Raw genomic sequence first — 25,924 nt, 5'->3', positions numbered from 1 at the left:
CTCCTCCCGCCGGCGCGCGTCAGTGCTTCGACTTCGACCAGCGCCCCATCGTGAACGGCAGTGCGTGCCCCGTCTCGAGCAGCGTCTTCAGGCTCGACAGCACGACCGGCCACCCGCCGCGAATCCCGCGATCCATCTCCGAACCGGCCACGAGCCCGTCGTGCGTGACGGTCAGCTTCACGACGCCCTCGTGCGGCTCGACGAGATAGGTCACGCGCGATTCCTCGCCGTCTCCCGACGGCGTACGCCACGTGACGACCAGCCGGTGCGGTGGATCGTTCTCGACCACTTCGCCGACGATGTCGACCCGCGACGGATCGTCGTAGTCCTGATGTTCCCATCGCGAGCCCGGCCGCCAGTCGGGCGACGCGTTGCGATGCCGTACCCAGTAGTCCTTCGTCAGCTCGGCGTTGGTCAGCGCGTCGAACACGCGCTCGGGCGTCGCCGCGATGAAGGTCACGTACACAAAGGCGGGATTACCCATCGTCGTCTCCTGTGCCGCGGGCCGCTTCCAGCCCGCGCTTGAGATCCGCCAGCGCCTGCAGGCGCTGACGCTCGAACTTGCCGATCCAGCGTTCCGCGATGTCGTGGATCGGCACCGGATTCAGGTAATGCAGCTTCTCCCTGCCGCGCCATGCGGTCGCGACGAGGTTCGCGGCCTCGAGCAGCGCAAGATGCTTGCTCACGGCCTGCCGGCTCATCGCGAGTCCGTCGCACAGCCCGGACAGGGTCTGGCCGCTTTTCGCATGCAGCAGGTCGAGCAACTGACGGCGCGTGGCATCGGCCAGCGCCTTGAAAACGAGATCCATGCCGCTCCCGGGTCGATGGTCTTATTATGCAACCAAATAGTTGCATGTCAAGGATGACAACTCTACTGACAATACGGTGTCAGCAGGCCGCGATCACACTGCAATCCCGGCGCAATGCAACGCTGGTTTCCACACAGAACCCGAATAACAACGCAACAAGGAGTTCGTCATGACGTCCGCAACTGCCACCGCAACCCTGGAACGCGCAATCGCTTGGTTCGACATTCCGTCCCTCGATTTCGACCGCGCGATCCGCTTTTATGAAACCGTGCTGCAAACCACGCTGCAGCGCGAAGTCATCGGCGGCGTGCCGATGGCGATGTTCGATCACGAGGCGTCGAGCACGGGCGGCAGCATCGTGTTCGATCCGCAGCAGATGAAGCCGAGCGCGAACGGCGTGCTCGTCTACCTGAACGCCGGCGACTCGGTCGTCGCGGCGCTCGAGCGCGCGAAGCGCGCGGGCGGCGTCGTGCAGGGCTCGGTCGTCGAGCTGCCGAACAACTACGGCTACATCGGCTACCTGATCGATACCGAAGGCAACCGCGTCGGCCTGCACGCGCCGAAATGCCATTGAGCGCATCGGCCATCGGGGCGGTGCGGCGCTATCATCGCGAAGTCCCCTTAGCCGTTGGAATCGAGGTGCTGCCATGACACGCCGTGCCGACCGCCTGTTCCAGATCGCCGAGCTGTTGCGCGGGCGCCGTCTCACGACCGCGCAGCAGCTTGCCGACTGGCTGTCGGTGTCGCCGCGCACGGTCTATCGCGACGTGCGCGACCTGCAACTGTCAGGGGTGCCGATCGAAGGCGAAGCCGGCATCGGCTACCGGCTGAACCGCAACGCAAGCCTGCCGCCGCTCACGTTCACGGCCGAGGAGCTCGCGGCGCTCGCCACCGGCGCGCGCATGCTCGAGACCTGGGGCGGTGCGCGCTTCGCGAGCGGCGCCCGCTCGGCGCTTGCGAAGATCGCGTCGGCGATGCCGGCCGACAAGCGCACGGCGCTCGACCGCCTGCCCGTGTTCGCGCCGTCGTTCCACATCGACGAGACGTTTTGCGCGAAGGTCGACGCGATCCACCAGGCCATCGACACGCGCCACATCGTCAGCTTCGGCTACCGCGACCGGCTCGGCGCGCATTCGCAACGCCGCGTGTGGCCGCTCGGGCTCGTCTACTGGGGCGGGCGCTGGACGATCGGCGCGTGGTGCGAGCTGCGCGACGATTTCCGCACCTTCGATATCGCGCGGATGGGCGACATCACCGTGCACGAGCAGTTTCCGGACATGGAAGGACGGCGGATCGCCGACTACATGCGGATCGCGGAAGCGCCGATGCGCTGATGCGCCGATGCGCCGATGCGATCCGGCGATCGTGCGCGTGCGCGACGCGATCTCCGCGTGCATCGCGAACCTCGTCGCGCCCATGAAAAAGACCCGGCCGGCTTGCGCCGGTCGGGCCTGTCCGGGCGGACCGCCCCTGCATTGAAGCAGGCGCCCGCGTTGCCGGTGCGTACGCTACTCGACGGCCTTCACCATGTCCTCGATGACCTTCTTCGCATCGCCGAAGACCATCATCGTCTTGTCCATGTAGAAGAGATCGTTGTCGAGGCCCGCGTAGCCAGCCGCCATCGAACGCTTGTTGACGATCACCGTGCGCGCCTTGTACGCCTCGATGATCGGCATCCCCGCGATCGGCGATTTCGGATCGTTCTTCGCGGCCGGGTTCACGACGTCGTTCGCACCGAGCACCAGCACCACGTCGGCCTGACCCAACTCGCCGTTGATGTCCTCCATCTCGAACACGATGTCGTACGGCACTTCCGCTTCCGCGAGCAGCACGTTCATGTGCCCCGGCATCCGCCCGGCAACCGGATGGATCGCATAGCGCACGTCGACGCCCTTCTCGATCAGCTTGTCGGTCAGCTCCTTCAGCGCGTGCTGCGCGCGGGCGACGGCCAGCCCGTAGCCCGGCACGATCACGATCGATTCCGCGTTGCCGAGCATGAACGACGCATCCTCGGCCGAGCCCGACTTCACCGGCCGCTGCTCCTGCGCGCCCGCCGCGCCGCCGGCGGCCGCCTCGCCGCCGAAGCCGCCGAGGATCACGTTGAAGAACGAACGGTTCATCGCGTGGCACATGATGTACGACAGGATCGCGCCCGACGAGCCGACCAGCGAGCCGGCGATGATCAGCATCGCGTTGTTCAGCGAGAAGCCGATGCCGGCCGCGGCCCACCCCGAGTACGAGTTCAGCATCGACACGACCACCGGCATGTCCGCGCCGCCGATCGGGATGATGATCAGCACGCCGAGCACGAACGCGATCGCCGTCATGATGATGAACGGCAGCCACGCCTGCGTGATGACGAACAGGATGCCGAAGCCGAGCATCGCGATCGCGAGCATCAGGTTGATCAGGTGCTGGCCCGCATACACGACCGGCGCGCCCTGGAACAGCCGGAACTTGTACTTGCCCGACAGCTTGCCGAACGCGATCACCGACCCGGAGAACGTGATCGCGCCGACGAACGTGCCGATGAACAGCTCGACGCGGTTGCCGTACGGGATGAAGTTCGACGCGACGGCGTCCTGCGGCACGAGCCCGAACGCTTCCGGCTCCGACACCACCGCATATGCGATGCACACGGCCGCGAGACCGATCAGCGAGTGCATCGCCGCGACGAGCTCCGGCATCTTCGTCATCTCGACGCGCGCGGCGACGAACGCACCGACACCGCCGCCGACGACCAGCGCGCCGAGCACCAGCGCAATGCCGAGCGGCAGGTTCGCGCCGAGCCAGGCCGCCTGCTTGACGATCAGCGCGACCGTCGTGAGGATCGCGATGGCCATCCCGACCATCCCGAACAGGTTGCCGCGCCGCGCGCTCTTCGGGTTCGACAGGCCCTTCAGCGCCTGGATGAAGCACACCGATGCGACGAGGTACAGCAGGGTAACGACGTTCATGCTCATCGCGCGCCCTCCTTGCCGCCCTCGACACGCTTGGGCTCCTTCTTGCGGAACATCTCGAGCATTCGCCTCGTCACGAGAAAGCCGCCGAACACGTTGACGGCCGCGAGCGCGACCGCGAGCGTGCCGAAGAACTTGCCGGTCACGCCGACGGTGAGCGCCGCCGCGAGCATCGCGCCGACGATCACGATCGCCGAGATCGCGTTGGTGACGGCCATCAGCGGCGTATGCAGCGCCGGCGTGACGTTCCAGACGACGTGGTAGCCGACGTACACCGCCAGCACGAAGATGATCACGTTGATCACCGTGTGATTGATGACTTCCATGGTCTCCCCCGTTATTTGCGCGTGACTTCACCGTCGCGGCACAGCAGCGTCGCGGCGACGATGTCGTCGGTCAGGTCGATGTTCAGCGTGCCTTCCTTCGTGACGATCAGCTTCATGAAGTCGAGCAGGTTGCGCGCGTACAGCGCCGACGCGTCCGACGCGACCATCGATGCAAGATTCGTGTAGCCGGCGATCGTCACGCCGTTGTGCACGATCACCTGGTCGGCGACCGTCAGCGGACAGTTGCCGCTCTTCCTGCCGTCGAATTCCGGGCCGCGGCCGGCCGCGAGATCGACCAGCACCGAGCCCGGCTTCATCGACTGCGCGGTTTCGACCGAGATCAGCGTCGGCGCCGGGCGCCCGGGAATCAGCGCGGTGGTGATCACGATGTCGGCCTGCTTCGCACGCTCGTGCACGAGCGCGGCCTGGCGGCCGAGCCACGATGGCGGCATCGGGCGCGCATAACCGCCGACACCCTGCGCGGCCTCGCGCTCTTCGTCGGTTTCGAACGGGACGTCGAGGAATTTCGCGCCGAGCGACTCGATCTGCTCCTTCACGGCCGGCCGCACGTCGGAAGCCTCGATCACGGCGCCCAGCCGCTTCGCGGTCGCGATCGCCTGCAAGCCAGCGACGCCCGCGCCGAGAATCAGCACGCGCGCGGCCTTCACGGTGCCTGCGGCCGTCATCAGCATCGGGAAGAAGCGCGGATACAGCGCCGCGGCGACGAGCACGGCCTTGTAGCCCGCGATATTCGCCTGCGACGACAGCACGTCGAGACTCTGCGCGCGCGTCGTGCGCGGCGCGGCTTCGAGCGCGAAGCCCGTCACGCCGGCCGCGGCCAGTTTCGCCGCCTGCTCGCCGTTGAAAGGCTCGAGCATGCCGACCAGCACGGAGCCGCGCTTCAGCGAAGGCAGTTCCGCGTCGGTGGGCGCCTGGACCTTCAACACGATGTCGGCATCAAAAGCAGCCGACTGGTCGGTCAATTCGGCACCGGCGGCCGCATAGGCTTGGTCGGGATAACTGGCTGCGACGCCGGCCCCTTTCGCGATACTGACGCGATGGCCGGCAGCCGCGTATTTCTTCACGGTTTCCGGCGTCGCGGCCACACGCGCCTCGTTCGCCCGCGTTTCAGCAGGCACTCCAATATGCATCGTCAGTTCCTCCAGTCATTGTCAGTATTTCTTTTCTTGCGATTTTTACTGCACAACGAGCCGGACAGGCTGACTTACCGGCTCACGGGCAACGGCGTTCACGCTGCACTTTAACCGAAAGCGACGGTCGCGCCAGTACATTCCGCACGATCGTGCGCGAATGCGACATTCACTCGACTCGCAGCGCCACGCATCGGCAGGACGGCCGGTTTGCGAGGGTCGGATTCGCCTATCGTCAGATCAGACGCCGGGCAGCGTTCGGGCGCAACCGGTAAAATGCCGAACCATGAAACCCGAAATCTGGACCCCGCATGTGACGGTCGCCGCGCTCGTCGAGCACGCCGGCCGCTTTCTCGTGATCGAGGAAGAAACCTCGACGGGCCTGCGCATCAACCAGCCGGCCGGCCATCTCGAAGCAGGCGAAACGCTGGCCGACGCCGTGATCCGCGAGACGCTCGAGGAAACCGCGCACCCGTTCACGCCCGACGCGCTCGTCGGCGTCTATCTCGCGCACTACGACCGCCCCGGCACCGCCGGCGCGACCTACCTGCGCTTCACGTTCTGCGGCACGGCCGGCGAGCCGGTCGCGGGCCACGTGCTCGACGACGGCATCGTCCGCACGCTGTGGATGACGGCCGACGAACTGCGTGCATGCAGCGAGCGCCACCGCTCGCCCGCGGTGATGCGATGCGTCGACGACTATCTCGCCGGGCGGCGCATTCCGCTCGATTTCGTGCACACGCATTCGGTCGCGCCGCGCCCCGAAGCATTCGAACGTCAGGCGGTCAACAAATGAGCAAGCGCCGTGTAGTGGTGGGCATGTCGGGCGGCGTCGATTCGTCGGTGACCGCGTGGCTGCTGAAGGAACAGGGCTACGACGTGGTCGGCCTGTTCATGAAGAACTGGGAAGACGACGACGACGGCGAATACTGCTCGACGCGCCAGGACTGGATCGACGTCGTGTCGGTGGCCGACCTGATCGGCATCGACGTGGAAGCCGTCAACTTCGCGGCGGAGTACAAGGACCGCGTGTTCGCCGAGTTCCTGCGCGAATACTCGGCCGGCCGCACGCCGAACCCCGACGTGCTGTGCAACGCCGAGATCAAGTTCAAGGCGTTCCTCGATCACGCGATGTCGCTCGACGCCGAAATGATCGCGACCGGCCACTACGCGCGCGTGCGCGAGCGCGACGGGCGCTTCGAACTGCTGAAGGCGTTCGATCATACGAAAGACCAGTCGTACTTCCTGCACCGGCTGAACCAGGCGCAACTGTCGAAGACGATGTTCCCGCTCGGCGAGATCCCGAAGACCAAGGTGCGCGAGATCGCCGCGCAGATCGGGCTGCCCAACGCGAAGAAGAAGGATTCGACCGGCATCTGCTTCATCGGCGAACGGCCGTTCCGCGATTTCCTGAACCGCTACCTTCCGACGAAACCGGGCCCGATGAAGACGCCCGACGGCAAGGTCGTCGGCGAGCACATCGGCCTCGCGTTCTACACGTTCGGCCAGCGCAAGGGCATCGGCCTCGGCGGCAGCAAGAGCGGCAGCGGCGAGCCGTGGTTCGTCGCCGCGAAGGACATCGCGTCGAACACGCTGTATGTCGTGCAGGGCCACGATCATCCGTGGCTGCTGTCGCGGCAGCTCGTCGCCGGCAACGTGAGCTGGGTCGCCGGCGAGCCGCCGGCGGAAGGCTTCGCGTGCGGCGCGAAGACGCGCTACCGGCAGGCCGATGCCGCGTGCACGTTCGCGCATGCCGGCGGCGAGCGCTTCTCGCTCGCGTTCGACGCCGAGCAGTGGGCCGTCACGCCCGGCCAGTCGGCCGTGCTGTACGACGGCGAGATCTGTCTCGGCGGCGGCATCATCGAGTTCGCGGCAACCGGCCAGCCCGGCCAGGCCGCAGCCGCGGAAGGCCACGCACCGGCGCTCGCCGAAGCACGCTGACACCTATTCGGTTTAGACTTGCGGCACGCCGCGCCCGGCGGAACACGATTCCGCCGCGGTCGGCGTGCCGCCGCGCAGCGCACGCATGGCGGCATTTCAAGATTCTTACGGAGTCCCCATGCTTTCACGACGCTATCTGGCGATGTGGTGTGCCGTCCTGCTGCTCGCCGCGACGGCCGCGCTCGCGTCGATCCACGCACTCTCCTGGCTGTGGATCCTGATCCCCGCCGCCCTCGTCGCGCTCGGCCTGTACGACCTGAAGCAGGACCGTCACGCGATCCTGCGCAACTACCCGCTCTGGGGCCATTTCCGCTTCCTGTTCGAGTTCATCCGCCCCGAGATCCGCCAGTACTTCGTCGAGGACGACACCGACGAGAAACCGTTCTCGCGCGCGCAGCGCAGCCTCGTCTACCAGCGCGCGAAGAACGTCGCCGACAATCGCCCGTACGGCACCGAGCTGAACGTGAAGGCCGTCGCGCACGAATGGATCAGCCACTCGCTCGCGCCGACCAAGCTGCCGAACCACGATTTCCGCATCCGCGTCGGCGCGAATCGCGCGCAACCGTACGACATCTCGATCTTCAACATCTCGGCAATGAGCTTCGGCTCGCTGTCCGCGAACGCGATCCGCTCGCTGAACCTCGGCGCGAAGAAAGGCGGTTTCGCGCACGACACTGGCGAAGGCTCGCTGTCGAAGTACCACCGCGAGAACGGCGGCGACATCATCTGGGAAATCGCGTCGGGCTACTTCGGCTGCCGCAACGACGACGGCACGTTCAACCCCGACAAGTTCGCGAAGCAGGCCGCCGATCCGCAGGTCAAGATGATCGAGGTGAAGCTGTCGCAGGGCGCGAAGCCCGGCCACGGCGGCGTGCTGCCGGCCGCGAAGATCACGCCGGAGATCGCCGAGACGCGCGGCGTGCCGATGGGCAAGGACTGCATCTCGCCCGCGACGCACTCCGAATTCTCGACGCCGCGCGGGCTGCTCGAATTCGTCGAACGGCTGCGCACGCTGTCGGGCGGCAAGCCGACCGGCTTCAAGCTGTGCGTCGGCCATCCGTGGGAATTCTTCGGGATCGCGAAGGCGATGGTCGAGACCGGCATCGTGCCGGACTTCATCGTCGTCGACGGCGCGGAAGGCGGCACGGGCGCGGCGCCGCTCGAATTCACCGACCACGTCGGCGTACCGCTGCAGGAAGGGCTGCTGCTCGTGCACAACACGCTCGTCGGGATCGGCGTGCGCGACCGCGTGAAGATCGGCGCGAGCGGCAAGATCATCACCGCGTTCGACGTCGCGCGCACGCTCGCGATCGGCGCGGACTGGGTGAACTCGGCGCGCGGCTTCATGTTCGCGGTCGGCTGCATCCAGGCGCAGACCTGCCACACGGGCCGCTGCCCGACCGGCGTCGCGACGCAGGACCCGGTGCGCCAGCGCGCGCTCGTCGTGCCCGACAAGGCCGACCGCGTGTACAACTTCCACCGCAATACGCTGCACGCGCTGCAGGAACTCGTGCAGGCGGCCGGCCTCGCGCATCCGTCCGAGCTGCGCGCGCATCACATCGTGCAGCGCATCGCGCCGCACGAGGTCCGGCTGATGTCGCAGTTGCTGAAATACCTGAAGCCCGGCGCGCTGCTCGACGGCAACCATTGCGGCTTCTCGCTGTACGACAAGTGGTGGCCGATTGCGCGCAGCGATTCGTTCACGCTCGGCGAGACCGTCTACGCGTCGATCGAGTGACGCTCGCAACCGCCCCGCTCCGGGCGGCCCGGCAAAAAGAAAAGCGCCCCGCGGGGCGCTTTTCTTTCGTCTGCCGAATGTGTGACTGCGTGGCCGGCAGCGGCTCAGTTCTGCGGCAGCGTGTCGGCGAACGACTGCCGCTGCAGCAGCTTCACGAAGTGCTTGTCGAGGTTCGGGTGGCGATCGCGCCAGTTGACCTCGGGCATCCGGAAGTCGAGATAACCGAGCGCGCAGCCGAGCGCGATGTCGGCGAGCGAGTAATGATTACCGACGCACCACGTCTTGCCGCCAAGACCCTGTGACATCGCAACGAGCGCATCGTCGATCTTGCGCTGCTGGCGCGCGATCCAGCTCGCGCTGCGCTGCGCCTCGTCGCGCATCGTGTGTTCGAGACGAATCGCGACCGCCGCGTCGAGCACGCCGTCGCCCAGCGCTTCCCAGCAGCGCACTTCGACGCGCTCGCGACCCGACGGCGGAATCAGCTTGCCGACCGGCGACAGCGTATCGACGTATTCGCAGATCACGCGGGAATCGAACACCGCGGCACCATCTTCCATCACGAGGCACGGGACCTTGCCGAGCGGATTCGATGCATGAATATCCGTCTCCGGCGCCCACACGTTCTCGAGCTCCAGCTTGTAGTCGATCTTCTTTTCAGCGAGCACGATCCGCGCCTTTCGGACGTACGGGCTGCTGAGCGAACCGATTAATTTCATCATCTGCCTTTTTAAGGGAACCGCCGAGAGTATACGTTGTCGCCGATCATAACCGGCCAGCGGCGCGCGGTAGAAAATCGCCCGGCCGGCCTGTGGATGGTTTGCAACAGCCGCCGTAGCGGTCCTTCCGGCGCGGCTTCCCGCCCCTCTCTCACGCGCCGCGTCCGCCGGCGCTACAATCGCACGATGAATGCGCCCCACGATACCGCCATCGCCGTCGACGTCTACCGCCAGCGCCGTGAACGCGTGCTTGCCGCACTGCGCGCCGCCGGCGGCGGCGTCGCCATCGTCCCCACCGCGCCGGAACTGCTGCGCAACCGCGATACGGCCTACCCGTACCGGTACGACAGCTACTTCCACTACCTGACGGGCTTCACCGAACCGGATGCCGTGCTCGTGCTGAACGCGGCCGCGCCGCACGGCGCGCCGGAGTCGATCCTGTTCTGCCGCGGCAAGAACGTCGACCGCGAGATCTGGGAAGGCTTCCACTACGGGCCCGAAGCCGCGCGCGATGCGTTCGGCTTCGACGCGGCGTTCGCGGTCGACGTGATCGACACCGAGATGCCGCGCCTGCTCGCCGATGCGGGCACCGTGCACTACCGGTTCGGCGCGTCGGCCGACTTCGACCGGCAGCTCGCGGGCTGGCTCGACGCGGTGCGCGCGCAGGCGCGCTCGGGCGTCGCCGCGCCGGACGCGATGCTCGACCTCACGCCGCTCGTCGACGACATGCGGCTCGTGAAGGACGAACACGAACTCGCGATCATGATGCGCGCCGCGCACATCTCCGCGCTCGCGCACCGCCGCGCGATGCAGGCGTGCCGCCCCGGCATCCGCGAATACGAACTCGAGGCCGAGCTGCTGTATACGTTCCGCAAGCACGGCGCGCAGGCGCCTGCGTACGGCTCGATCGTCGCGGCCGGCGCGAACGCGTGCGTGCTGCACTACCCGGCCGGCAACGCGGCCGCGCAGGACGGCGACCTGATCCTGATCGACGCCGCCTGCGAACTCGACGGCTACGCATCGGACATCACGCGCACGTTCCCGGCCAACGGGCGCTTCTCGCCCGCGCAGCGCGCGCTATACGACATCGTGCTCGCCGCGCAGCAGGCCGCGATCGATGCGACGCGCGCGGGCGTGCCGTTCGAGGCGCCGCACGATGCGGCCGTGCGCGTGCTCGCGCAGGGGCTGCTGGATACCGGCATCATCCCGAAAGCACGCTTCTCGAACGTCGACGACGTGATCGCCGAGCGCGCGTACACGCGCTTCTACATGCACCGCACGGGCCACTGGATCGGCATGGACGTGCATGACTGCGGCGACTACCGCGAGCGGCTCGCCGAGCGCGACGGCAACGGCGCGCTGCCGTGGCGCACGCTGAAGCCCGGCATGACGCTGACGGTCGAGCCCGGCCTGTATGTGCGCGCAGCCGACGACGTGCCGCCCGAGTACTGGAACATCGGCATCCGCATCGAGGACGACGCAATCGTGCGCGAGCACGGCTGCGAGCTGATCACGCGCGGCGTGCCTGTCGACGCCGCCGAGATCGAAGCGCTGATGCGCGCGGGCGCATGACCGGCCGCTGCCGACCGTTACCTCCGTTTCACGAATCAAGATGACGACCGCTTCCTCCCCGGCCACACCGGATTACGACCTCGCCATCGTCGGCGCGGGCCCCGTCGGGCTCGCGCTCGCCGGCTGGCTCGCGCGCCGCAGCGCAACGCAGCACGCGTCGATCGCGCTGATCGATGCGCGCGAACCGGCCGCGAGCGCGAACGACCCGCGCGCGATCGCCGTCTCGCACGGCAGCCGCGTGCTGCTCGACACGCTCGCGTGGCCTGCCGACGCAACGCCGATCGAACATATCCACGTATCGCAGCGCGGCCATTTCGGCCGCACGCTGATCGACCGCGACGAGCACGACCTCGCCGCGCTCGGTTATGTCGTGCGCTACGGCTCGCTCGTGCAGGCGCTCGCGGGTGCCGTGCGCGGCACCCGCGTCGACTGGCTCACGTCGACCACCGCGCGCGCGCCGCAGCAGGACGCCGACGGCGTCACGCTGACGCTCGACGGCCCGCAGGGCGAGCGCACGCTGCGCGCGCGCATCGTCATCAACGCCGAAGGCGGGCTGTTCCACGAACAGCACGCCGACGCCGGCAAGCATCGCCGCGACTACGGGCAGACCGCGCTCGTCGGCACGGTCACGGTATCGGCGCCGCGCCCGAACGTCGCATGGGAACGCTTCACGCACGAAGGCCCGCTCGCGCTGCTGCCGCTCGGCGGGCCGCGCCAGGCCGACTACGCGCTCGTCTGGTGCTGCACGCCCGACGAAGCGGCACGCCGCGCGGCGCTGCCCGACGACGCGTTCCTGCGCGAGCTCGGCAGCGCGTTCGGCGAACGCATGGGCCAGTTCGTCGCGATCGCGGGCCGCGCATCGTTCCCGCTCGGGCTGAACGCCGCGCAAACGCTCGTCAGCGGCCGCGTCGCGATCGTCGGCAATGCCGCGCAAACCCTGCACCCCGTCGCGGGCCAGGGGCTCAACCTCGGGCTGCGCGACGCGCATACGCTCGTCGACGCGCTGTCCGCGCAGCGCTTCGATGCGACCGCACTTGCGACCTTCAACGCGCGCCGCGCGCTCGACCGGCGCTTCACGATCGGCGCGACCGACACGCTGGCGCGGCTGTTCACGATCGACACGGGCCCGCTCCCGCTGCTGCGCGGCGCCGCGCTCACCGCGCTCGAATTCGTGCCGCCGCTCAAGAAGGCGATCGCGCGCCAGATGATGTTCGGCCAGCGCAACTGACGCGCGGGCGCGCCACACAAACCGGGTCAAATCGGCGGGGCATGGGAATACGGTAAAATACGCGTTTTCCCTCCGCCCTTTTCATGCCCGCGCCGGTCGCGGGCGGTGCCATTGCGATGCCCGTTATCGGCTCTCACGTATTGCGTAACAACCTGTTCGTCGCCCCGATGGCCGGGGTGACGGATCGTCCGTTCCGCCAGCTGTGCAAGCGGCTGGGAGCCGGTTACGCCGTGTCCGAGATGGTCGCGTCCAATGCGCAGCTGTGGAAAAGCGCGAAGACGATGCGGCGCGCGAACCACGAAGGCGAAGTGGAGCCGATCGCGGTGCAGATCGCCGGCGCCGACCCGGCGATGATGGCCGAAGCGGCACGCTACAACGTCGATAACGGCGCGCAGATCATCGACATCAACATGGGCTGCCCGGCGAAAAAGGTCTGCAACGTCGCGGCCGGTTCCGCGCTGCTGCAGAACGAGCCGCTCGTGCAGCGGATCGTCGAGGCCGTCGTCGCGGCGGTCGGCACGGGGCCCGATGCGGTGCCCGTCACGCTGAAGATCCGCACCGGCTGGGATCGCGAGCACAAGAACGCGATCACGGTCGCGCGGCTGGCCGAAGCCGCCGGCATCTCGATGCTCACCGTGCACGGCCGCACGCGCGCCGACCTGTACCGCGGCGACGCCGAATACGACACCATCGCGGCCGTGAAGGCGGCCGTGCGAATTCCGGTCGTCGCAAACGGCGACATCACGTCGCCCGCAAAAGCGAAGGCCGTGCTCGACGCAACGGGCGCCGACGCATTGATGATCGGTCGTGCCGCGCAAGGACGGCCGTGGCTGTTCCGCGAAATCGATCATTTCCTGCAAACCGGCGAGCTGCTGCCCCCGCCGTTGATCGACGAGATCCAGCACGTGATGAACGAACACCTGGAAGACCACTACGCTTTCTATGGTGAATTCACGGGAGTCCGTACTGCGCGCAAGCACATCGGCTGGTACACTCGCGGCCTTTCCGGTGCCAACGGGTTCCGGCACAGGATGAACACGCTCGATTCCTCCCGCGAGCAGCTCGCCGCCGTCAATGCATTCTTCGAGGCGCAAAAGGCGCTGTCGGACCATCTCGTCTACGTCGATGACGAAGAGGAAAACGGCCAGGGCGAGTCGGACGACCATAACCAGTTAGCAGCATGAGCAAGCACAACATCGAACAATGTGTCCGCGAGAGCCTGGACGTGTATTTCCGGGATCTAGACGGCTCCAATCCGCACGACGTCTATGAAATGGTGATGTCCTGCGTCGAAAAGCCGATGCTCGAGGTCGTGCTCGTACAGGCAGGCGGCAACCAGTCGCTCGCCGCGGAGTACCTCGGCATCAATCGCAATACGCTGCGCAAGAAGCTGCAGCAGCACGGCCTGCTGTAGTCGGCCGTCCCGTCCCCGTTTCCCTGGCTATTGGTGGTTCCATCATGATCAAGCAAGCGCTCATTTCCGTTTCCGACAAGACCGGCATCGTCGACTTCGCGAAGTCGCTGTCCGACCTCGGCGTCAAGCTGCTGTCGACGGGCGGCACCGCGAAACTGCTCGCCGACGCGGGCCTGCCCGTTACCGAAGTGGCCGACTACACGGGCTTTCCGGAAATGCTCGATGGGCGCGTGAAGACGCTGCACCCGAAGGTGCACGGCGGCATCCTCGCGCGCCGCGACCTGCCCGAGCACATGCAGGCGCTGGAACAGCACGGCATCCCGACGATCGACCTGCTCGTCGTGAACCTGTATCCGTTCGTCGCGACGATCGCGAAGGACGACTGCACGCTCGCCGACGCGATCGAGAACATCGACATCGGCGGCCCGACGATGCTGCGCTCCGCTGCGAAGAACCACCGCGACGTGACGGTCGTCGTCGATCCGGCCGATTACGCGGTCGTGCTCGATGAAATGAAGGCGAACGGCAACACGGTCGGCTACCCGACCAACTTCCGCCTCGCGACGAAGGTGTTCGCGCATACCGCGCAATACGACGGCGCGATCACGAACTACCTGACGAGCCTGACCGACGAGCTGAAGCACGCGTCGCGCAATGCGTACCCGGCGACGCTGAACATGGCGTTCGACAAGGTGCAGGACCTGCGCTACGGCGAAAACCCGCACCAGAGCGCGGCGTTCTACCGCGATATCTCGACGCCGGCCGGCGCGCTCGCGAACTACCGCCAGCTGCAGGGCAAGGAACTGTCGTACAACAACATCGCGGATTCGGATGCGGCGTGGGAATGCGTGAAGACGTTCGACGCACCGGCCTGCGTGATCATCAAGCATGCGAACCCGTGCGGCGTCGCGGTCGGCAACGACTCGGCCGACGCGTACGCGAAGGCGTTCCAGACCGACCCGACCTCCGCGTTCGGCGGCATCATCGCGTTCAACCGCGAAGTCGACGAAGCGGCCGCGCAGGCTGTTGCGAAGCAGTTCGTCGAAGTGCTGATCGCGCCGTCGTTCTCCGACGCCGCGAAGCAGGTGTTCGCCGCGAAGCAGAACGTGCGCCTGCTCGAAATCGCATTGGGCGACGGCCATAACGCATTCGACCTGAAGCGCGTGGGCGGCGGCCTGCTCGTGCAGTCGCTCGATTCGAAGAACGTGCAGCCGCACGAGTTGCGCGTGGTGACGAAGCGCCACCCGACGCCGAAGGAAATGGACGACCTGCTGTTCGCGTGGCGAGTCGCGAAGTACGTGAAGTCGAACGCGATCGTGTTCTGCGGCAACGGCATGACGCTCGGCGTCGGCGCAGGCCAGATGAGCCGCGTCGATTCCGCGCGCATCGCGAGCATCAAGGCGCAGAACGCGGGCCTGACGCTGGCCGGTTCGGCCGTCGCGTCGGATGCGTTCTTCCCGTTCCGCGACGGCCTCGACGTCGTCGTGGCGGCCGGCGCGACCTGCGTGATCCAGCCGGGCGGCTCGGTGCGCGACGACGAAGTGATCGCGGCAGCCGACGAGCACAACATCGCGATGATCCTGACGGGCGTGCGCCACTTCCGTCACTGATCGCACGCGGCCCGCGCGGCCGTTGCACGAAAACCCGGCGGCGTCGCACCCGCCGGGTTTTTTATTGCGCGGCGCCGTCGCGCGACTGTGCGACCGGCTCGCCGCACCATTCGTTGTAGTATCGCTGCATCACGCCTCTCTCCTCACTCATGCGAATTCTCGGCATCGACCCCGGCCTGCGCGTCACCGGCTTCGGCGTCATCGACGTCAGCGGCCACCGGCTCGCCTATGTCACGAGCGGCGTGATCCGCACGCCGACGGCCGATCTGGCCACCCGGCTCGGCACGATCTTCCAGGGCGTGTCGACGATCGTGCGCGAACATGCGCCCGACCAGGCCGCGATCGAAAAGGTGTTCGTCAACGTGAACCCGCAGTCGACGCTGCTGCTCGGCCAGGCGCGCGGCGCCGCGATCTGCGGCCTCGTCGCGGGCGGGCTGCCGGTCGCCGAATACACGGCGCTGCAGCTCAAGCAGGCCGTAGTCGGCTACGGCCGCGCGACCAAGACGCAGATGCAGGAAATGGTCACGCGGCTACTCAACCTCTCCGGACAACCGGGCTCCGATGCGGCCGACGCGCTCGGCATGGCGATCTGCCATGCGCACGGCGGCAACACGCTCAGCACGCTCGGCGGCCTCGCACCGGCGCTCGCGAAGAAAGGGCTGCGCGTGCGGCGCGGGCGGCTGGTCGGCTGATGCCGGCGTGCGCCATCGCACGGCACGCCGGGCTGACCGTCTTGCCCGCGTGCGGCGCATACGCGACACGCATCGCCTCGGCCTGACGGCCAAGCCCATCGGCATTGCGCCGCGCGTGCGCTACACTCGCGCTTTCTTCCTCGCATCCCGCCATCCATGATCGGTCGCATCGCCGGCATCCTGCTCGAAAAGAACCCGCCTCACCTGCTCGTCGACTGCAACGGCGTCGGCTACGAAATCGACGTGCCGATGAGCACCTTCTACAACCTGCCGCAGACGGGCGAGCGCGTCGTGCTGCTCACGCAGCAGATCGTCCGCGAGGACGCGCACCTGCTGTACGGCTTCCTGACGCCGCAGGAGCGCACGACCTTCCGCGAGCTGCTGAAGATCACCGGCATCGGCGCGCGCATGGCGCTCGCCGTGCTGTCCGGCATGAGCGTGCAGGAGCTCGCGCAGGCCGTGACGATGCAGGACGCCGCACGCCTCACGCGCCTGCCCGGCATCGGCAAGAAGACGGCCGAGCGCCTGCTGCTCGAGCTGAAGGGCAAGCTCGGCGCCGACCTCGGCGCGCTCGCCGGCGCCGCGTCGGCATCCGACCATGCGACCGACATCCTCAACGCGCTGCTCGCGCTCGGCTACTCCGAAAAGGAAGGCCTCGCCGCGATCAAGAACGTGCCGGCCGGCACCGGCGTGTCCGAAGGCATCAAGCTCGCGCTGAAGGCGCTGTCGAAGGCATAACGCCCGCCAGAACCGACTGTCGGACGCAGTGTCGCGCCGCCGCGCGGCGCGCGCCAGTCGGCCGTTCGGCCAGTTCGGACCGCGAGCGGCGCGCGGTACAATGGCCGCATGATTGAAACCGACAAACTCGCCACCGAGCAGCGGATCATCGCCGCCACGCCCACCTCGTCGCACGAGGAGGTGTTCGAACGCGCGCTGCGGCCGCGCCAGCTCGACGACTACGTCGGCCAGGAAAAGGTGCGCGGCCAGCTCGAGATCTTCATCGAAGCCGCCAAGCGCCGCTCCGAGCCGCTCGACCACGTGCTGCTGTTCGGGCCGCCGGGTCTCGGCAAGACCACGCTCGCGCACATCATCGCGCGCGAGATGGGCGTGAACCTGCGGCAGACGTCGGGCCCCGTGCTCGAGCGCGCGGGCGATCTCGCCGCACTGCTGACGAACCTCGAAGCGAACGACGTGCTGTTCATCGACGAGATCCACCGGCTGTCGCCGGTCGTCGAGGAAATCCTGTATCCGGCACTCGAGGATTACCAGATCGACATCATGATCGGCGAAGGTCCGGCCGCGCGCAGCGTGAAGCTCGACCTGCAGCCGTTCACGCTGGTCGGTGCGACCACCCGCGCGGGGATGCTGACCAACCCGCTGCGCGACCGTTTCGGGATCGTCTCGCGCCTCGAGTTCTACGACGCCGATCAACTGTCGCGCATCGTGCGGCGCTCGGCGTCGCTGCTGAACGCGCAGATCGATCCGAACGGCGCGCTGGAAATCGCGAAGCGCTCGCGCGGCACGCCGCGGATCGCGAACCGGCTGCTGCGCCGCGTGCGCGACTTCGCGGAAGTGAAGGCCGACGGCCAGATCACCGCGGCGGTGGCCGATGCCGCGCTCGCGATGCTCGACGTCGATCCGGTCGGCTTCGACCTGATGGACCGCAAGCTGCTCGAAGCGATCCTGTACAAGTTCGACGGCGGCCCGGTCGGCATCGACAACCTGGCAGCCGCGATCGGCGAGGAACGCGACACGATCGAGGACGTGCTCGAGCCGTACCTGATCCAGCAGGGCTTCCTGCAGCGCACGCCGCGCGGGCGTGTCGCGACGCTGCTCACATATCGCCACTTCGGGCTCTCCGCGCCCGACGCCGGCAGCACCGAACGCGGCATGTGGGATACGCCCGCCGGGAAGTAACCGGCCGCCCGAGCCACGCCAGCCATGACGACGCCGCCTAGCCGCCACCCCGCCGCACCCGCACCGGGCCCGCGCTGGGCCGAGCCGATCCGCAAGCGCCTCGTGGCCGGCATCACGCACCTGACCGTGGGCGGCGGCGGCCCGTCGCTCGATCTCTCTTCGCCGCCCGGCGATCCCGGGCTGTTTGGCCCCGACGCCGTCTGCTGGCGCGTGCATGCCGACTTCACGTCGATGATGACGGGCGGCATCGCCGCGCTGCTGCTGCAGGCGCTCCATCCGCTCGCGCTCGCGGGCGTCTGGGATCACTCGTCATTTCGCACCGACATCCTCGGCCGCTTGCGGCGCACCGCCACGTTCATCACGGGCACGACGTTCGGCAGTCGCGCGGACGCGCTCGCACTGATCGAGCGCGTGAAAACGATCCACTCGCGCGTATCAGGTACCGCGCCCGACGGTCGGCCGTACCGCGCCGACGATCCGGCGTTGCTGACCTGGGTGCATATCGCGGAAGTATCGAGCTTCCTCGCCGCGCATCTGTGCTACGTAAATCCGGCGCTGTCGGGAGAATTGCAGGATCGCTATTACGCCGAAACGGCGTTGATCGCCGAACTGCTCGGCGCGCACGAGGTGCCCCGTTCGCGCGCCGAGGTCGCCGCGTATCTCGCGCGCATGCAGCCCGAACTCGAGGCCGGGCCGCATACCTTCGAAGTGATGGCCATCCTGCTGAATGTCCCGGTCGCGAAGCCCGCGCTGCGGCCGGCCGCGTCGCTGATGATGCATGCCGGGATCGACCTGCTGCCGCCGTGGGCGCAGCGCATGCTCCGCGTGTCGACGTTCGCGCCATTGCGACGCGCGGTGGTCCGGCCCGGCGTACGGGCCGTCGCACCCGTGCTGCGCTGGGCGCTCGTCAACGGCGCGTCGAAGCGTGCGCGCCGTCGCGCGACCGCGCCCCCGCCCGACGGCGCACCTTCCGCCTGACGATTCGCCTCTTCGGATCGTTTCAATTTACCGTCGAATACCTGTGACAAGCCGACGGGCTTGCCCCGCGCACGGTCGCACGTGCTGCCCGTTCTGCCCTTCAGGGGAATGCCGGGCGGCCCCGCGTGCTCAGAGCACCTTGCGATAACCGTCGTCGTCGCTGTCGGCGTCCAGGTGCGACACGTCGGCCCACTGCACGACCTGTGCGCGGCCATCCACGTAATCGACGACGTTGATGCTCGTATTGAGCAGTTGATAGTTGCGCGGCGCCGACAGATCCAGACCGTTCGCAAAACGGTACACGCAATCGAGCACGCCGCCATGCGCGACGCACGCGATCCGGCCGCCCGGATGCGCGGCAACGATCGGCTCGAGCGCATGCAGCACGCGGTGATAGAACGCGCGCTGCGACTCGCCGCCTTCCGGCGCGAAGCCCGGATCGCGCGTCTGCCAGGCCGCATACGCGTCCGGAAACAGCGCCTCGATCTCGGTGCTGTCGTGCCCCTGGAATGCGCCGTACGAGCGTTCGCGCAACCCGTCCCGCAACTGCAGCGGCAGCCCGAGCGCATCGGCAAAGGGTTGCGCGGTCTGCTGCGCGCGCATCAGGTCGCTCGAATAAACCGCGTCGAGCGGCGCACCCTCGCGCGCCTCTCGCTCGAGCCGCGCGGCCAGTCGCTGCGCCTGCACGAGCCCCGAATCGGCCAGCGGGATGTCGATATGCCCCTGGATGCGCTTGATGCGGTTCCAGGCCGTCTCGCCATGGCGGATGAAAAGAATCTGCGTGGTGGCCATCGCGGCGCGTCTCCGGGGAAGCATCAGGGCCGCACTTGCAGCCAGAACGTCACGGGGCCGTCGTTGACGAGCGACACCTGCATGTCGGCGCCGAACTCGCCCGTCTCGACGACGGGATGGCGCGCCCGCGCGGCCGCGACGAAATAGTCGAACAGCCGCGCGCCTTCATCGGGCGGCGCGGCCGGCGTGAAGCTCGGGCGCAACCCGCTGTTGGTATCGGCCGCCAGCGTGAACTGCGACACGAGCAGCAGGCCGCCTGCGCGACCCGCGCCGTCGATATTCGACACCGGGAGATTCATCTTGCCGGCCGCGTCGCTGAACACGCGGTAGCCGAGCATCTTCGCCAGCAGCTTGTCGGCCGCCGCGTCGGTGTCGCCGCGCTCCGCGCAGACCAGCGCGAGCAGGCCCGCGCCGATCTCGCCCGTCGTGCGGTCGCCGACGCGCACGTCGGCGCGCTTCACGCGCTGGATCAGCGCGATCATGCGGTCAGCGTGACGCGCGCGAAGCGGCGCTTGCCGACCTGCACGACGAACTCGCCGGCCTCGACCTTCAGGCCCTTGTCCGACACGGTCGCGCCGTCGATCTTCACGCCGCCCTGCTCGATGTTGCGCAGCGCTTCGCTCGTCGACGGCACGAGGCCGGCCTGCTTCAGCAACTGGCCGATCGCCAGCGGTGCGCCCGCGAGCGTGACCGACGGAATGTCGTCCGGCACGCCGCCCTTCGCGCGGTGGTTGAAGTCTTCGAGCGCACGCTCGGCGTCGGCCTGCGAATGGAAGCGCGCGACGATTTCCTGCGCGAGCAGCACCTTGAAGTCGCGCGGGTTGCGGCCGCCTTCGGCTTCGCGCTTGAAGCCGATGATCTCGTCCATGCTGCGGAACGACAGCAGTTCGAAGTAACGCCACATCAGCGTGTCCGAGATGCTCATCAGCTTGCCGAACATGTCGGTCGGCTTCTCGCTGATGCCGACGTAGTTGCCCTTCGACTTCGACATCTTCTCGACGCCGTCGAGGCCTTCGAGCAGCGGCATCGTCAGGATGCACTGCTGTTCCTGGCCGTACTGCTTCTGCAGTTCGCGGCCGACCAGCAGGTTGAACTTCTGGTCGGTGCCGCCGAGTTCGAGATCGGCGTTCAGCGCGACCGAATCGTAGCCCTGCATCAGCGGGTACAGGAATTCATGGATCGAGATCGGCACGCCGCCCTGGAAGCGCTTCGTGAAGTCCTCGCGCTCGAGGATCCGCGCGACCGTGTAGCGCGACGCGAGCTTGATCATCCCGTCCGCGCCGAGCGGCATCGACCATTCGCTGTTGTAGCGGATCTCGGTCTTTTCGCGATCGAGCACGAGTGCGGCCTGCTCGAAGTAGGTCTTCGCGTTCGACTCGATCTGCTCGCGCGTGAGCGGCGGGCGCGTCGCGTTGCGGCCCGACGGATCGCCGATCAGCGACGTGAAATCGCCGATCAGGAAGATCACCGTGTGGCCGAGGTCCTGCAGCTGACGCATCTTGTTCAGCACGACCGTGTGGCCGATGTGGATGTCGGGCGCGGTCGGGTCGAGGCCGAGCTTGATGCGAAGCGGCGTGCCGGTGGCCGCGCTGCGCGCGAGCTTCTGCGCGAACTCTTCCTCGATCAGCAGCTCGTCGACGCCGCGCTTCGTGACGGCGAGCGCATGCCGGACTTCGTCGGTGATCGGGAAAACGGGCTTGGAACTGGGTTCGGTGCTCATCGGTGCCAGGAAGAATGTCGCAAAAACAGGGATTTTCCCATAACTTGCGCGCGCATCGCTTAACGGCGCGTCACGTTGCGCGGATAATCGGGCGCAAGGTGCGCGGCACGGGCCCGCGCCGTACGATCCAGGAGAACCCAACGTGCCGCAACGACAGCCGCAAAACGTCCATCCGGCCGACGGCATCTACTTCGGGCTGATGTCGGGAACCAGCATGGACGGCGTCGACGGCGTCGCCGTGCGTTTCGAGGCCGGCAAGGCGCCGACCGTGCTCGCGGAAGCGTTCGTCGGCTTCGCGCAATCGCTGCGCGACGCGCTGTTCGCGCTGCAGCAACCCGGCGACAACGAGATCGACCGCGAATCGCTCGCGGCGAACGCGCTCGTCACGCGCTACGCGGTGTGCTGCCACGAATTGCAGCGCACCGCAGGGCTGTCGCGCGACGAGATCCGCGCGATCGGCGTGCACGGCCAGACGGTGCGCCATCGCCCCGAGCGCGGCTATACGCGGCAACTCAACAACCCGGCGCTGCTCGCCGAGCTGACCCATGTCGATGTGATCGCCGATTTCCGCAGCCGCGACGTGGCCGCCGGCGGCCACGGCGCGCCGCTCGCGCCGGCGTTCCATGCGACGGTGTTCGGTGCGCCGGGCGAGACGCGCGTCGTCTGCAATCTGGGCGGGATCAGCAACATCACGATCCTGCCCGGCGAAGGCGGCGACGTGCGCGGCTTCGACTGCGGCCCCGCGAATGCGCTGATCGACGCGTGGGCGACCCGCCATCTGGGCAAGCCTTACGACGACGGCGGCAAGTTCGCCGCGCGCGGCACCGTACACGTGCCGCTGCTCGATGCGCTGCTCGACGAACCGTATTTCGCCGCGCCGCCGCCGAAAAGCACCGGACGCGACCTGTTCAATCCCGCGTGGCTCGACGCGAAGCTCGCCGCGTTCGCGCAAGTCGCGCCGGAGGACGTGCAGGCGACCCTCACGGCGCTCACCGCGGTCTCGGTCGCACGGGAGATCGCGCAGCACGCACCCGGCTGCAAGGCAGTCTTCGTGTGCGGCGGCGGTGCGCGCAATCCGGTGCTGCTCGACGCGCTCCGGCACGCGCTGCGCGAGGCCGGCGTGCTGGCCACGGTCGATACGACGGCCGCGCTCGGCGTGCCGCCGCAACAGGTCGAGGCGCTCGCGTTCGCGTGGCTCGCGTACCGCTTCACCGCGCGCCAGCCCGGCAATCTCGCGACGGTCACCGGTGCGGCCGGCAACCGCGTGCTCGGCGCGCTCTATCCGGGCTGACGCAAAGCCTGCCGCCCGGCAGGCGCCGCGCACGGGCATAAAAAAACGGGGCATGAAGCCCCGTTTTTCATTCCGGCGAACCGGCGCTGATCTGTCGTGCGCTCAGACCGAGAACGACGAACCGCACCCGCAGGTGGTGGTCGCGTTCGGGTTCTTGATCACGAACTGGGCGCCGTTGAGGTCGTCCTTGTAGTCGATCTCGGCGCCAACCAGGTACTGGTAGCTCATCGAGTCGATCAGGAGCTGGACACCGTTCTTGTTCATCACGGTGTCGTCCTCGTTGACTTCCTCGTCGAACGTGAAGCCGTACTGGAAGCCAGAGCAGCCGCCACCCTGCACGAACACGCGCAGCTTCAGGTCGGGATTGCCCTCTTCGTCGATCAGTTGCTTGACCTTGTCGGCCGCTGCGTCGGTGAAGACGAACGGAAGCGGCATTTCGGTCGTCGTTGCTGCGGATTCGGTAACAGCGTTCATTGCGAACTCTCCAAGAAGCTTTAGCCGCTATTGTAGGGCCGATCAGAAGATCGTGCTGAAGTCCATGAAATCAATAGGTTCTTGTCGATTTCATCAAACGTACCCGTGCGAGCCGCCGCAGCACGGGCCTGGCAGCGGGCATAAAAAAACCGCCAGCGCGAAAGCTGGCGGTTTTTCCGGCGGACGCCGCCCGAAAGCGGCGCGGCCATGAAGCGGAATTAACGCTTCGAGAACTGCTTGGCGCGGCGTGCCTTGCGCAGACCGACCTTCTTACGCTCGACTTCACGCGCATCGCGCGTCACGAAGCCTGCGCTCGACAGCGACGGCTTCAGCGTCGCATCGTAGTCGATCAGTGCACGGGTGATGCCGTGGCGCACTGCGCCTGCCTGACCCGTTTCACCGCCGCCGTTCACGTTCACCTTGATGTCGAACGTCTGGCCGTGGTTCGTGAGTTCCAGCGGTTGACGCACGATCATCAGCGACGTTTCGCGCGAGAAGTAGTCAGCGATGGGCTTGCCGTTGACAATGATGTCGCCCTTGCCAGCCTTGATGAAGACACGTGCGACTGCGCTCTTGCGGCGGCCCGTACCGTAGTTCCAGTTACCGATCATGTGGGTCCCCTTAGATCTCGAGCGCCTTCGGCTGTTGAGCCGAATGCGGATGCGTCGCTTCTGCGTAGACCTTCAGCTTCTTGATCATCGCGTAGCCGAGCGGGCCCTTCGGCAGCATGCCCTTGACCGCCTTCTCGAGCGCGCGGCCCGGGAAGCGTTCCTGCATCTTGCCGAACGTCGTTTCATAGATACCGCCCGGGTAGCCCGAGTGACGGTAGTACTTCTTGTCCAGCGTCTTGTTGCCCGTGACCTTCAACTTGCTCGCGTTGATGATGATGATGAAATCACCAGTGTCGACGTGCGGGGTGAACTCAGGCTTGTGCTTGCCGCGCAGACGGCGTGCCACTTCGCTGGCAACACGGCCGAGAACCTTATCCGTCGCGTCAATCACGTACCATTCGCGCGTCACCTCATGGGCTTTTGCGGAAAACGTCTTCATGATCGATCCAAAAAAAATGCTTTGCCCGATGTGTTCTTCCTGCTTGTCTGTGTGCGCTTCGAGGCGCGGTGCAGGCTCTCCCTGTTCTTTTTCCGTGGGCATGAATGCGGAAAAGCCCTGAATTATAAAGGAAATACGGCAACGCGGTCAAAGGGAATCCTCGCCCCGTGTGCGCGGCGCCCGAAATGGGCGAAAATTCGGTCGTGCCCCGACAAGCCAGGCGATCCGAGCGCCCGGGGAGGCACCCATCGACGCGCGGCACATGACCTTGCCGCGCCAGACCGGCCGAACCCGGAAAACAACAAACAAGCATGATGAAACAACGACTTACGCCCTTCTTCGCGGCCGCGCTGCTGGCCGCCGCGGTGCCTGCCGTCGCCGCCCAGGCCGGCTGCGAAGCCAAGCTCGACGCGCTCGATGCGCGCATTGCCGAAGCCCGGACCGCCCATGCCGAGGATCGCGTCGCCCGCCTGCGTGCGGTGCGCGAACGCGTCCGCCACTTCTGCGCACGCGGCCACGGCCATGCGTCGGCCGTGACCGCGCCGGCACCCGACGCACGCTTGCGCGGCACGCTGCCCGACGCGACATCGCAGCCGGCCGCACGGCAGCCTGCGTAATGGATGCCGGGGGATGCCAGGGCGCGCAAGCCGCGCGCCGATGTTTGCATGGGACGAAAAAAAGCCCGAACGGCTGGTTCGGGCTTAATCCACCTTAGGAGGAGGGTGGAGGAGACATTCGGAGGTTGCCGCAGCGCGACAACCAATGAGGCTCATTATACGAACGTGCCGCCGGCTTCACAAGAAAATTTGCATTGCGAAATCAACCACCATAATGCGAAATTTCTGGCTATCGGCAGGAAAATTAAATTTCCTGTTTAAAATCAACCACATGACTTCGACCAGGGCGAGCAAAAATAGCCCGCACCTAGAGTAAAACCCCTAAAACCAGCAGGGAAATCGCCGTTCGGCACGCTGTTGCGCGCCGCTCGCGCGGCTCCGGTACTGCACGTCGTGCACCGCATCAGCCGACCGAAGCGCTGCGGGCTACAATGCCGGATCGAATCCGAATCAGGCAACGCTGGAGTGCAAGCATGGAATGCAAAGTAAGCTGGATGGGTCAGGACGGCATGGCGTTTTCCGCCCAGACCGGAAGCGGGCATCTCGTCACGATGGACGGCGCGCCCGAAGGCGGCGGCCACAACCTCGCGCCGCGCCCGATGGAAATGGTGCTGCTCGGCACCGGCGGCTGCACGGCCTATGACGTCGTGCTGATCCTGAAGAAAAGCCGCCAGGAAGTCACCGGCTGCTCGGTCACGCTGAAGGCCGAGCGCGCGAGCGAAGACCCGAAGGTGTTCACGAAGGTGCACTTCCACTTCACCGTCACCGGCCGCAACCTGAACCCGGCCACGGTCGAACGCGCGATCAACCTGTCGCACGACAAGTACTGCTCCGCGTCGATCATGATCGCGAAGACGGCCGAACTCACGCATTCGTTCGACATCGTCGCCGCCTGAACGCACGGCGCGCATATATGAAAAAAGGGCCG

Annotated in this window: 29 protein-coding genes; 17 read left to right on the top strand and 12 right to left on the bottom strand. The window is 67.0% G+C overall.

Going from position 1 to position 25,924, the window contains the following annotated elements:
- Positions 1 to 19: 19 nt before the first annotated feature.
- Positions 20 to 484, bottom strand: a complete 465-nt coding sequence (locus tag AC3WLY_RS25190) for an SRPBCC family protein (RefSeq protein WP_347067963.1) — start codon at positions 482 to 484, stop codon at positions 20 to 22.
- Positions 477 to 809: an ArsR/SmtB family transcription factor gene (locus tag AC3WLY_RS25185; RefSeq protein ID WP_072436302.1), complete on the bottom strand. Its 333-nt coding sequence runs from the start codon at positions 807 to 809 to the stop codon at positions 477 to 479. Before AC3WLY_RS25185 ends, AC3WLY_RS25190 begins: the two co-directional genes overlap by 8 nt.
- Positions 810 to 978: 169 nt before the next feature.
- On the opposite strand from AC3WLY_RS25185, the gene AC3WLY_RS25180 reads away from it, so the two are divergent.
- Together AC3WLY_RS25180 and AC3WLY_RS25175 are read left to right on the top strand one after the other, a co-directional pair.
- Positions 979 to 1,383: a VOC family protein gene (locus AC3WLY_RS25180; RefSeq protein WP_072436303.1), complete on the top strand. Its 405-nt coding sequence runs from the start codon at positions 979 to 981 to the stop codon at positions 1,381 to 1,383.
- A 73-nt stretch (positions 1,384 to 1,456) separates the two neighbouring features.
- Positions 1,457 to 2,143 (top strand): helix-turn-helix transcriptional regulator, encoded by a 687-nt coding sequence (locus tag AC3WLY_RS25175; protein WP_034182756.1) that lies wholly within the window; start codon positions 1,457 to 1,459, stop codon positions 2,141 to 2,143.
- Positions 2,144 to 2,317: 174 nt separating this feature from the next.
- On the opposite strand, the gene AC3WLY_RS25170 is transcribed toward AC3WLY_RS25175, so the two are convergent.
- The 3 genes from AC3WLY_RS25170 to AC3WLY_RS25160 are packed head-to-tail and all read right to left on the bottom strand — an operon-like array spanning position 2,318 to position 5,246.
- Positions 2,318 to 3,772, bottom strand: coding sequence for an NAD(P)(+) transhydrogenase (Re/Si-specific) subunit beta (locus tag AC3WLY_RS25170; RefSeq protein WP_175963066.1), 1,455 nt, complete (start codon positions 3,770 to 3,772; stop codon positions 2,318 to 2,320).
- The gene (locus AC3WLY_RS25165) at positions 3,769 to 4,095 is read right to left on the bottom strand and encodes an NAD(P) transhydrogenase subunit alpha part 2 (RefSeq protein ID WP_034182754.1); all 327 of its coding nucleotides are present in this window, start codon (positions 4,093 to 4,095) and stop codon (positions 3,769 to 3,771) included. Before AC3WLY_RS25165 ends, AC3WLY_RS25170 begins: the two co-directional genes overlap by 4 nt.
- An 11-nt stretch (positions 4,096 to 4,106) precedes the next feature.
- Positions 4,107 to 5,246, bottom strand: coding sequence for a Re/Si-specific NAD(P)(+) transhydrogenase subunit alpha (locus AC3WLY_RS25160; RefSeq protein ID WP_034182753.1), 1,140 nt, complete (start codon positions 5,244 to 5,246; stop codon positions 4,107 to 4,109).
- 286 nt (positions 5,247 to 5,532) lie between these two features.
- Between AC3WLY_RS25160 and AC3WLY_RS25155 the strand changes: the two genes are divergently transcribed.
- The 3 genes from AC3WLY_RS25155 to AC3WLY_RS25145 all read left to right on the top strand — a co-directional run bounded on the left by AC3WLY_RS25155 (position 5,533) and on the right by AC3WLY_RS25145 (position 8,925).
- On the top strand, positions 5,533 to 6,042 hold the full coding sequence (locus AC3WLY_RS25155) for an NUDIX hydrolase (RefSeq protein ID WP_049030822.1): 510 nt from the start codon (positions 5,533 to 5,535) through the stop codon (positions 6,040 to 6,042).
- Complete coding sequence (gene mnmA, locus AC3WLY_RS25150; RefSeq protein WP_175963067.1) at positions 6,039 to 7,187, top strand: tRNA 2-thiouridine(34) synthase MnmA; 1,149 nt, start codon at positions 6,039 to 6,041, stop codon at positions 7,185 to 7,187. The genes AC3WLY_RS25155 and mnmA overlap by 4 nt, the downstream gene beginning before the upstream one ends.
- Before the next feature lie 118 nt (positions 7,188 to 7,305).
- Positions 7,306 to 8,925 carry an FMN-binding glutamate synthase family protein gene (locus AC3WLY_RS25145; RefSeq protein WP_072436307.1) on the top strand — a complete coding sequence of 540 codons (1,620 nt, stop codon included), beginning with the start codon at positions 7,306 to 7,308 and terminating at the stop codon, positions 8,923 to 8,925.
- A gap of 104 nt (positions 8,926 to 9,029) precedes the next feature.
- On the opposite strand, the gene AC3WLY_RS25140 is transcribed toward AC3WLY_RS25145, so the two are convergent.
- The gene (locus AC3WLY_RS25140; RefSeq protein WP_175963147.1) at positions 9,030 to 9,641 is read right to left on the bottom strand and encodes a glutathione S-transferase family protein; all 612 of its coding nucleotides are present in this window, start codon (positions 9,639 to 9,641) and stop codon (positions 9,030 to 9,032) included.
- A 186-nt stretch (positions 9,642 to 9,827) separates the two neighbouring features.
- Here AC3WLY_RS25140 and AC3WLY_RS25135 point away from each other — a divergent pair, with 186 nt between their 5' ends.
- The 9 genes from AC3WLY_RS25135 to AC3WLY_RS25095 all read left to right on the top strand — a co-directional run bounded on the left by AC3WLY_RS25135 (position 9,828) and on the right by AC3WLY_RS25095 (position 19,052).
- Entirely contained in the window at positions 9,828 to 11,213 is a 1,386-nt protein-coding gene (locus AC3WLY_RS25135) for an aminopeptidase P N-terminal domain-containing protein (protein ID WP_175963068.1), read from the top strand.
- A 40-nt stretch (positions 11,214 to 11,253) separates the two neighbouring features.
- Entirely contained in the window at positions 11,254 to 12,441 is a 1,188-nt protein-coding gene (locus tag AC3WLY_RS25130; RefSeq protein WP_492332726.1) for a UbiH/UbiF/VisC/COQ6 family ubiquinone biosynthesis hydroxylase, read from the top strand.
- Between the two features lie 116 nt (positions 12,442 to 12,557).
- On the top strand, positions 12,558 to 13,625 hold the full coding sequence (dusB, locus tag AC3WLY_RS25125) for a tRNA dihydrouridine synthase DusB (RefSeq protein ID WP_174421738.1): 1,068 nt from the start codon (positions 12,558 to 12,560) through the stop codon (positions 13,623 to 13,625).
- Positions 13,622 to 13,855, top strand: a complete 234-nt coding sequence (locus AC3WLY_RS25120) for a Fis family transcriptional regulator (protein ID WP_006476892.1) — start codon at positions 13,622 to 13,624, stop codon at positions 13,853 to 13,855. Before dusB ends, AC3WLY_RS25120 begins: the two co-directional genes overlap by 4 nt.
- A 44-nt stretch (positions 13,856 to 13,899) precedes the next feature.
- A complete protein-coding gene (gene purH / locus AC3WLY_RS25115) occupies positions 13,900 to 15,465 on the top strand; it encodes a bifunctional phosphoribosylaminoimidazolecarboxamide formyltransferase/IMP cyclohydrolase (RefSeq protein ID WP_034182747.1) in 1,566 nt (521 codons plus the stop codon).
- Between the two features lie 149 nt (positions 15,466 to 15,614).
- The gene (gene ruvC / locus AC3WLY_RS25110; RefSeq protein ID WP_034182746.1) at positions 15,615 to 16,157 is read left to right on the top strand and encodes a crossover junction endodeoxyribonuclease RuvC; all 543 of its coding nucleotides are present in this window, start codon (positions 15,615 to 15,617) and stop codon (positions 16,155 to 16,157) included.
- A 156-nt stretch (positions 16,158 to 16,313) separates the two neighbouring features.
- Positions 16,314 to 16,895, top strand: coding sequence for a Holliday junction branch migration protein RuvA (ruvA, locus tag AC3WLY_RS25105; RefSeq protein ID WP_006401679.1), 582 nt, complete (start codon positions 16,314 to 16,316; stop codon positions 16,893 to 16,895).
- A 108-nt stretch (positions 16,896 to 17,003) separates the two neighbouring features.
- Positions 17,004 to 18,074 carry a Holliday junction branch migration DNA helicase RuvB gene (gene ruvB / locus AC3WLY_RS25100; protein ID WP_034182744.1) on the top strand — a complete coding sequence of 357 codons (1,071 nt, stop codon included), beginning with the start codon at positions 17,004 to 17,006 and terminating at the stop codon, positions 18,072 to 18,074.
- Positions 18,075 to 18,098: 24 nt separating this feature from the next.
- The gene (locus AC3WLY_RS25095) at positions 18,099 to 19,052 is read left to right on the top strand and encodes an oxygenase MpaB family protein (protein WP_310138246.1); all 954 of its coding nucleotides are present in this window, start codon (positions 18,099 to 18,101) and stop codon (positions 19,050 to 19,052) included.
- A gap of 129 nt (positions 19,053 to 19,181) precedes the next feature.
- On the opposite strand, the gene AC3WLY_RS25090 is transcribed toward AC3WLY_RS25095, so the two are convergent.
- The 3 genes from AC3WLY_RS25090 to tyrS are packed head-to-tail and all read right to left on the bottom strand — an operon-like array spanning position 19,182 to position 21,564.
- Entirely contained in the window at positions 19,182 to 19,844 is a 663-nt protein-coding gene (locus AC3WLY_RS25090; RefSeq protein WP_175963071.1) for a histidine phosphatase family protein, read from the bottom strand.
- 23 nt (positions 19,845 to 19,867) lie between these two features.
- Positions 19,868 to 20,326 carry a D-aminoacyl-tRNA deacylase gene (gene dtd / locus AC3WLY_RS25085; RefSeq protein ID WP_034182741.1) on the bottom strand — a complete coding sequence of 153 codons (459 nt, stop codon included), beginning with the start codon at positions 20,324 to 20,326 and terminating at the stop codon, positions 19,868 to 19,870.
- Complete coding sequence (gene tyrS, locus AC3WLY_RS25080; RefSeq protein WP_425132404.1) at positions 20,323 to 21,564, bottom strand: tyrosine--tRNA ligase; 1,242 nt, start codon at positions 21,562 to 21,564, stop codon at positions 20,323 to 20,325. Before tyrS ends, dtd begins: the two co-directional genes overlap by 4 nt.
- Before the next feature lie 142 nt (positions 21,565 to 21,706).
- On the opposite strand from tyrS, the gene AC3WLY_RS25075 reads away from it, so the two are divergent.
- Positions 21,707 to 22,855: an anhydro-N-acetylmuramic acid kinase gene (locus AC3WLY_RS25075; RefSeq protein WP_492309281.1), complete on the top strand. Its 1,149-nt coding sequence runs from the start codon at positions 21,707 to 21,709 to the stop codon at positions 22,853 to 22,855.
- Positions 22,856 to 22,957: 102 nt separating this feature from the next.
- Here the strand turns inward: AC3WLY_RS25075 and erpA are convergent, their stop codons facing one another.
- The 3 genes from erpA to rplM form a co-directional block, all read right to left on the bottom strand.
- On the bottom strand, positions 22,958 to 23,329 hold the full coding sequence (gene erpA, locus AC3WLY_RS25070; RefSeq protein WP_072436314.1) for an iron-sulfur cluster insertion protein ErpA: 372 nt from the start codon (positions 23,327 to 23,329) through the stop codon (positions 22,958 to 22,960).
- Positions 23,330 to 23,547: 218 nt separating this feature from the next.
- Positions 23,548 to 23,940, bottom strand: coding sequence for a 30S ribosomal protein S9 (gene rpsI, locus AC3WLY_RS25065; RefSeq protein WP_006476904.1), 393 nt, complete (start codon positions 23,938 to 23,940; stop codon positions 23,548 to 23,550).
- Positions 23,941 to 23,950: 10 nt separating this feature from the next.
- Entirely contained in the window at positions 23,951 to 24,379 is a 429-nt protein-coding gene (rplM, locus tag AC3WLY_RS25060) for a 50S ribosomal protein L13 (protein WP_009687896.1), read from the bottom strand.
- Positions 24,380 to 24,690: 311 nt separating this feature from the next.
- On the opposite strand from rplM, the gene AC3WLY_RS25055 reads away from it, so the two are divergent.
- Positions 24,691 to 24,996, top strand: coding sequence for a DUF1090 family protein (locus tag AC3WLY_RS25055; RefSeq protein WP_175963074.1), 306 nt, complete (start codon positions 24,691 to 24,693; stop codon positions 24,994 to 24,996).
- Between the two features lie 431 nt (positions 24,997 to 25,427).
- On the top strand, positions 25,428 to 25,892 hold the full coding sequence (locus AC3WLY_RS25050; protein WP_072436316.1) for an OsmC family protein: 465 nt from the start codon (positions 25,428 to 25,430) through the stop codon (positions 25,890 to 25,892).
- Positions 25,893 to 25,924 lie beyond the last annotated feature (32 nt).

Source organism: Burkholderia sp. FW306-1C-G01B, from assembly GCF_058781685.1.
Note: the sequence above shows the minus strand (reverse complement) of the source record. Positions and strands in the feature narration are given on the sequence as shown.

Bases quoted from the DNA above. Each gene is read 5' to 3' on its own strand.
- dusB (WP_174421738.1), top strand. From the start codon at position 12,558: ATGCCCGTTATCGGCTCTCACGTATTGCGTAACAACCTGTTCGTCGCC.
- AC3WLY_RS25190 (WP_347067963.1), bottom strand. From the start codon at position 484: ATGGGTAATCCCGCCTTTGTGTACGTGACCTTCATCGCGGCGACGCCC.
- AC3WLY_RS25120 (WP_006476892.1), top strand. From the start codon at position 13,622: ATGAGCAAGCACAACATCGAACAATGTGTCCGCGAGAGCCTGGACGTG.
- AC3WLY_RS25145 (WP_072436307.1), top strand. From the start codon at position 7,306: ATGCTTTCACGACGCTATCTGGCGATGTGGTGTGCCGTCCTGCTGCTC.
- AC3WLY_RS25050 (WP_072436316.1), top strand. From the start codon at position 25,428: ATGCCGGATCGAATCCGAATCAGGCAACGCTGGAGTGCAAGCATGGAA.
- purH (WP_034182747.1), top strand. From the start codon at position 13,900: ATGATCAAGCAAGCGCTCATTTCCGTTTCCGACAAGACCGGCATCGTC.
- AC3WLY_RS25130 (WP_492332726.1), top strand. From the start codon at position 11,254: ATGACGACCGCTTCCTCCCCGGCCACACCGGATTACGACCTCGCCATC.
- rpsI (WP_006476904.1), bottom strand. From the start codon at position 23,940: ATGATCGGTAACTGGAACTACGGTACGGGCCGCCGCAAGAGCGCAGTC.
- AC3WLY_RS25160 (WP_034182753.1), bottom strand. From the start codon at position 5,246: ATGCATATTGGAGTGCCTGCTGAAACGCGGGCGAACGAGGCGCGTGTG.
- dtd (WP_034182741.1), bottom strand. From the start codon at position 20,326: ATGATCGCGCTGATCCAGCGCGTGAAGCGCGCCGACGTGCGCGTCGGC.
- AC3WLY_RS25170 (WP_175963066.1), bottom strand. From the start codon at position 3,772: ATGAGCATGAACGTCGTTACCCTGCTGTACCTCGTCGCATCGGTGTGC.
- AC3WLY_RS25180 (WP_072436303.1), top strand. From the start codon at position 979: ATGACGTCCGCAACTGCCACCGCAACCCTGGAACGCGCAATCGCTTGG.
- tyrS (WP_425132404.1), bottom strand. From the start codon at position 21,564: ATGAGCACCGAACCCAGTTCCAAGCCCGTTTTCCCGATCACCGACGAA.
- AC3WLY_RS25175 (WP_034182756.1), top strand. From the start codon at position 1,457: ATGACACGCCGTGCCGACCGCCTGTTCCAGATCGCCGAGCTGTTGCGC.
- AC3WLY_RS25090 (WP_175963071.1), bottom strand. From the start codon at position 19,844: ATGGCCACCACGCAGATTCTTTTCATCCGCCATGGCGAGACGGCCTGG.
- erpA (WP_072436314.1), bottom strand. From the start codon at position 23,329: ATGAACGCTGTTACCGAATCCGCAGCAACGACGACCGAAATGCCGCTT.
- ruvA (WP_006401679.1), top strand. From the start codon at position 16,314: ATGATCGGTCGCATCGCCGGCATCCTGCTCGAAAAGAACCCGCCTCAC.
- rplM (WP_009687896.1), bottom strand. From the start codon at position 24,379: ATGAAGACGTTTTCCGCAAAAGCCCATGAGGTGACGCGCGAATGGTAC.
- mnmA (WP_175963067.1), top strand. From the start codon at position 6,039: ATGAGCAAGCGCCGTGTAGTGGTGGGCATGTCGGGCGGCGTCGATTCG.
- ruvB (WP_034182744.1), top strand. From the start codon at position 17,004: ATGATTGAAACCGACAAACTCGCCACCGAGCAGCGGATCATCGCCGCC.
- AC3WLY_RS25185 (WP_072436302.1), bottom strand. From the start codon at position 809: ATGGATCTCGTTTTCAAGGCGCTGGCCGATGCCACGCGCCGTCAGTTG.
- AC3WLY_RS25095 (WP_310138246.1), top strand. From the start codon at position 18,099: ATGACGACGCCGCCTAGCCGCCACCCCGCCGCACCCGCACCGGGCCCG.
- ruvC (WP_034182746.1), top strand. From the start codon at position 15,615: ATGCGAATTCTCGGCATCGACCCCGGCCTGCGCGTCACCGGCTTCGGC.
- AC3WLY_RS25135 (WP_175963068.1), top strand. From the start codon at position 9,828: ATGAATGCGCCCCACGATACCGCCATCGCCGTCGACGTCTACCGCCAG.
- AC3WLY_RS25155 (WP_049030822.1), top strand. From the start codon at position 5,533: ATGAAACCCGAAATCTGGACCCCGCATGTGACGGTCGCCGCGCTCGTC.
- AC3WLY_RS25165 (WP_034182754.1), bottom strand. From the start codon at position 4,095: ATGGAAGTCATCAATCACACGGTGATCAACGTGATCATCTTCGTGCTG.
- AC3WLY_RS25055 (WP_175963074.1), top strand. From the start codon at position 24,691: ATGATGAAACAACGACTTACGCCCTTCTTCGCGGCCGCGCTGCTGGCC.
- AC3WLY_RS25140 (WP_175963147.1), bottom strand. From the start codon at position 9,641: ATGAAATTAATCGGTTCGCTCAGCAGCCCGTACGTCCGAAAGGCGCGG.